This is a genomic window from Streptomyces sp. NPDC054840, from assembly GCF_053611065.1.
Genome location: NZ_JBSGZP010000806.1, coordinates 1 through 3,017 on the forward strand (window position 1 = coordinate 1; position 3,017 = coordinate 3,017).

Genomic DNA, 3,017 nt, shown 5'->3' on the forward strand with positions numbered 1-3,017 from the left:
GCGGGCGCCCCCCCCCCGCCCCCGGGCCCGGGGCCGCGCCGCCCCCGCCGAGGTCCTCGGCGGGAACTGGCGGCGGATCGTGCCGCAGGCCCTCGTCGTCGCCTTCCTCGCGGGCGGCACCACGGCGTTCGTCGCCGCCGACAAGGCCGTGCGCCTCACCGTGGACGGAGTCCCGCGCAGCCTCCACACCTTCGCCGACGGCATCGACGGACTGCTCGCCGCCGAAGGCCTCGGCGTCGGCCCCCACGACCTCGTCGCCCCCGCCCCCGGCGAACCCCTCACCGACGGCGAGGAGATCGTCGTCCGCTACGGCCGCCCCCTGCGCCTGACCCTCGACGGACAGCAGCGCCAGGTGTGGACCACCGCCCGCACCGTGGAGGGCGCCCTGCGCCAGTTCCGCATCCGCGCCGAGGGCGCCTACCTCTCCGCGCCCCGCACCGCCCCCGTCCCGCGCGCGGGCCTGGCCCTCAGCGTCCGCACCGAACGCAGCGTCACCTTCATGGCCGACGGCCGCGAACGCACCATCCGCACCAACGCCGCCACCGTCCAGGAGGCCCTCGACCAGGCCGGCATCACCCTCCGGGGCCAGGACGCCACCTCCGTACCGCCCACCGACTTCCCGCGCGACGGGCAGACCGTCACCGTGCTCCGCATCACCGGCAGCCGCGAGGTCCGCGAGGAGCGCATCCCGTACGCGACCGAGAAGGTCGAGGACCCCGCCCTGTTCGCCGGCACCGAGGTCGTCGAGCGCGCCGGCCGCCCCGGGGCGCGCCGGGTCACGTACAGCCTGCGCACCGTCAACGGGGTCCGCCAGAAACCCCGGCCCATCGCCGACGAGGTCGTCCGCGACCCCGTCACCCAGCTGGTCAAGGTCGGCACCAAGGTGCTGCCGAGTTCCGTCGCCGGCGCCGACGGCCTCAACTGGGCGGCCCTCGCCCAGTGCGAGTCAGGCGGCCGCCCCGACGCCACCGACGCCTCCGGGACCTACGGAGGGCTGTACCAGTTCGACGTCCGCACCTGGCAGGGCCTCGGCGGCAGCGGCCGTCCGCAGGACGCCTCGGGCGCGGAACAGACGTACCGGGCGAAGAAGCTCTACGTGCAGCGGGGGGCGAGTCCGTGGCCGCACTGCGGCCGCAGGCTCACGTCGTAGCGGGCGCGCCGATCTGAGACGCTTTACCGGTGAGCACCGCAGAGCAGCAGCCCGAGAACACCGAGAACACCTCCCCAGCCGTGCCGGACGCCCTCCTCGGCCCGGCCGACATCAGGGAGCTGGCCGCCGCCCTCGGCGTACGCCCGACGAAGCAGAAGGGGCAGAACTTCGTCATCGACGCCAACACGGTGCGCCGGATCGTGCGCACCGCGGGGGTCCGCCCGGACGACGTGGTCGTCGAGGTGGGCCCGGGGCTCGGCTCGCTGACGCTCGCGCTGCTGGAGGCCGCGGACCGGGTCGTCGCCGTCGAGATCGACGACATCCTCGCCGCCGCCCTGCCCGCCACCATCGAGGCCCGGCTGCCCGCGAAGAAGGACCGCTTCGCGCTGGTCCACTCCGACGCGATGCTCGTGACCGAACTGCCCGGCCCGGCGCCGACCGCGCTCGTCGCGAACCTGCCGTACAACGTCGCCGTGCCCGTCCTGCTCACCATGCTCGACCGGTTCCCGACCATCGAGCGCACGCTGGTGATGGTGCAGGCGGAGGTCGCCGACCGGCTGGCCGCCGAGCCCGGCAACAAGGTCTACGGGGTGCCCTCCGTCAAGGCCAACTGGTACGCGCACGTCAAGCGCGCCGGCGCCATCGGCCGCAAGGTCTTCTGGCCCGCCCCGAACGTCGACTCCGGTCTCGTCTCGCTGGTGCGCCGCACCGAGCCCGTCAAGACCACCGCCACCAAGGCCGAGGTCTTCGCGGTCGTCGACGCCGCCTTCGCCCAGCGCCGCAAGACGCTGCGCGCCGCGCTGGCCGGCTGGGCCGGCTCGGCGGCGGGCGCGGAGGCCGCGCTGGTCGCCGCCGGTGTCTCACCGCAGGCCCGCGGGGAGTCCCTGACGGTCGAGGAGTTCGCGGCGATCGCGGAGCACAAGCCCGTGGCGGAGAGGCCCGCCCTGTGAGCGCCGGCCGCACGCCCGTCACCGTACGGGTCCCCGCGAAGGTCAACGTCCAGCTCGCGGTGGGCGCGGCCCGCCCCGACGGCTTCCACGACCTGGCCAACGTCTTCCTCGCCGTCTCCCTCTACGACGAGGTCACCGCCACCCCGGCGGACACCCTGACCGTCACCTGCACCGGCCCCGACGCCGACCAGGTCCCCTTGGACCGCACCAACCTCGCGGCGCGCGCCGCCGAGATCCTCGCGGACCGGGCCGGGATCGCACCGGCCGTCCACCTGCACATCGCGAAGAACATCCCGGTCGCGGGCGGCATGGCGGGTGGCAGCGCGGACGGCGCGGCGGCCCTGCTGGCCTGCGACACGCTGTGGGGCCTGGACACCCCGCTCGCCGAACTCCTCGACATCTGCGCGGAGCTCGGCAGCGACGTCCCCTTCAGCCTCGTCGGCGGGGCCGCGCTCGGCACCGGCCGCGGTGAACTGCTCACGCCGGTCGGGGCGGGAACGTTCCACTGGGTCTTCGCGGTGGCCGACGGCGGCCTGTCCACCCCGGCGGTGTTCCGCGAGTTCGACCGCCTCGCCGAGGCCGCGGGAACGGGGATCCCCGAGCCGCAGGCCTCCCCGGCGCTGCTGGCGGCGCTCGCCTCGGGCGACGCGGACGCCCTGGCCGCGGTGCTGGCCAACGACCTCCAGGCGGCGGCGCTCTCTCTCCGGCCGGGGCTGGCGCGGACGCTGGCCGCGGGAGTCGAGGGCGGTGCGCTCGCCGCGCTGGTCTCGGGCTCGGGGCCGACGACGGCCTTCCTGTGCCGGGACGCGGAGTCCGCGGGAAAGGTGGCGGCGGCGCTGTCCGCGTCCGGCACCTGCCGGGCCACCCGGATCGCCTCCAGCCCTGCCCCGGGTGCCACGATCCTGGCGGCCTGACCC

The 3,017-nt window shown here is 75.7% G+C and carries 3 protein-coding genes; all 3 read left to right on the top strand.

Annotation, left to right across the window (positions count from 1 at the left end):
- Positions 1 to 1,150, top strand: a 1,150-nt coding sequence (locus ACWGIU_RS34295; protein ID WP_453712009.1) for a ubiquitin-like domain-containing protein, incomplete at its 5' end; no start/stop codon positions are given.
- 29 nt (positions 1,151 to 1,179) lie between these two features.
- On the top strand, positions 1,180 to 2,100 hold the full coding sequence (gene rsmA / locus ACWGIU_RS34300) for a 16S rRNA (adenine(1518)-N(6)/adenine(1519)-N(6))-dimethyltransferase RsmA (protein WP_453712010.1): 921 nt from the start codon (positions 1,180 to 1,182) through the stop codon (positions 2,098 to 2,100).
- The gene (locus ACWGIU_RS34305) at positions 2,097 to 3,014 is read left to right on the top strand and encodes a 4-(cytidine 5'-diphospho)-2-C-methyl-D-erythritol kinase (RefSeq protein ID WP_453712011.1); all 918 of its coding nucleotides are present in this window, start codon (positions 2,097 to 2,099) and stop codon (positions 3,012 to 3,014) included. The genes rsmA and ACWGIU_RS34305 overlap by 4 nt, the downstream gene beginning before the upstream one ends.
- Positions 3,015 to 3,017 lie beyond the last annotated feature (3 nt).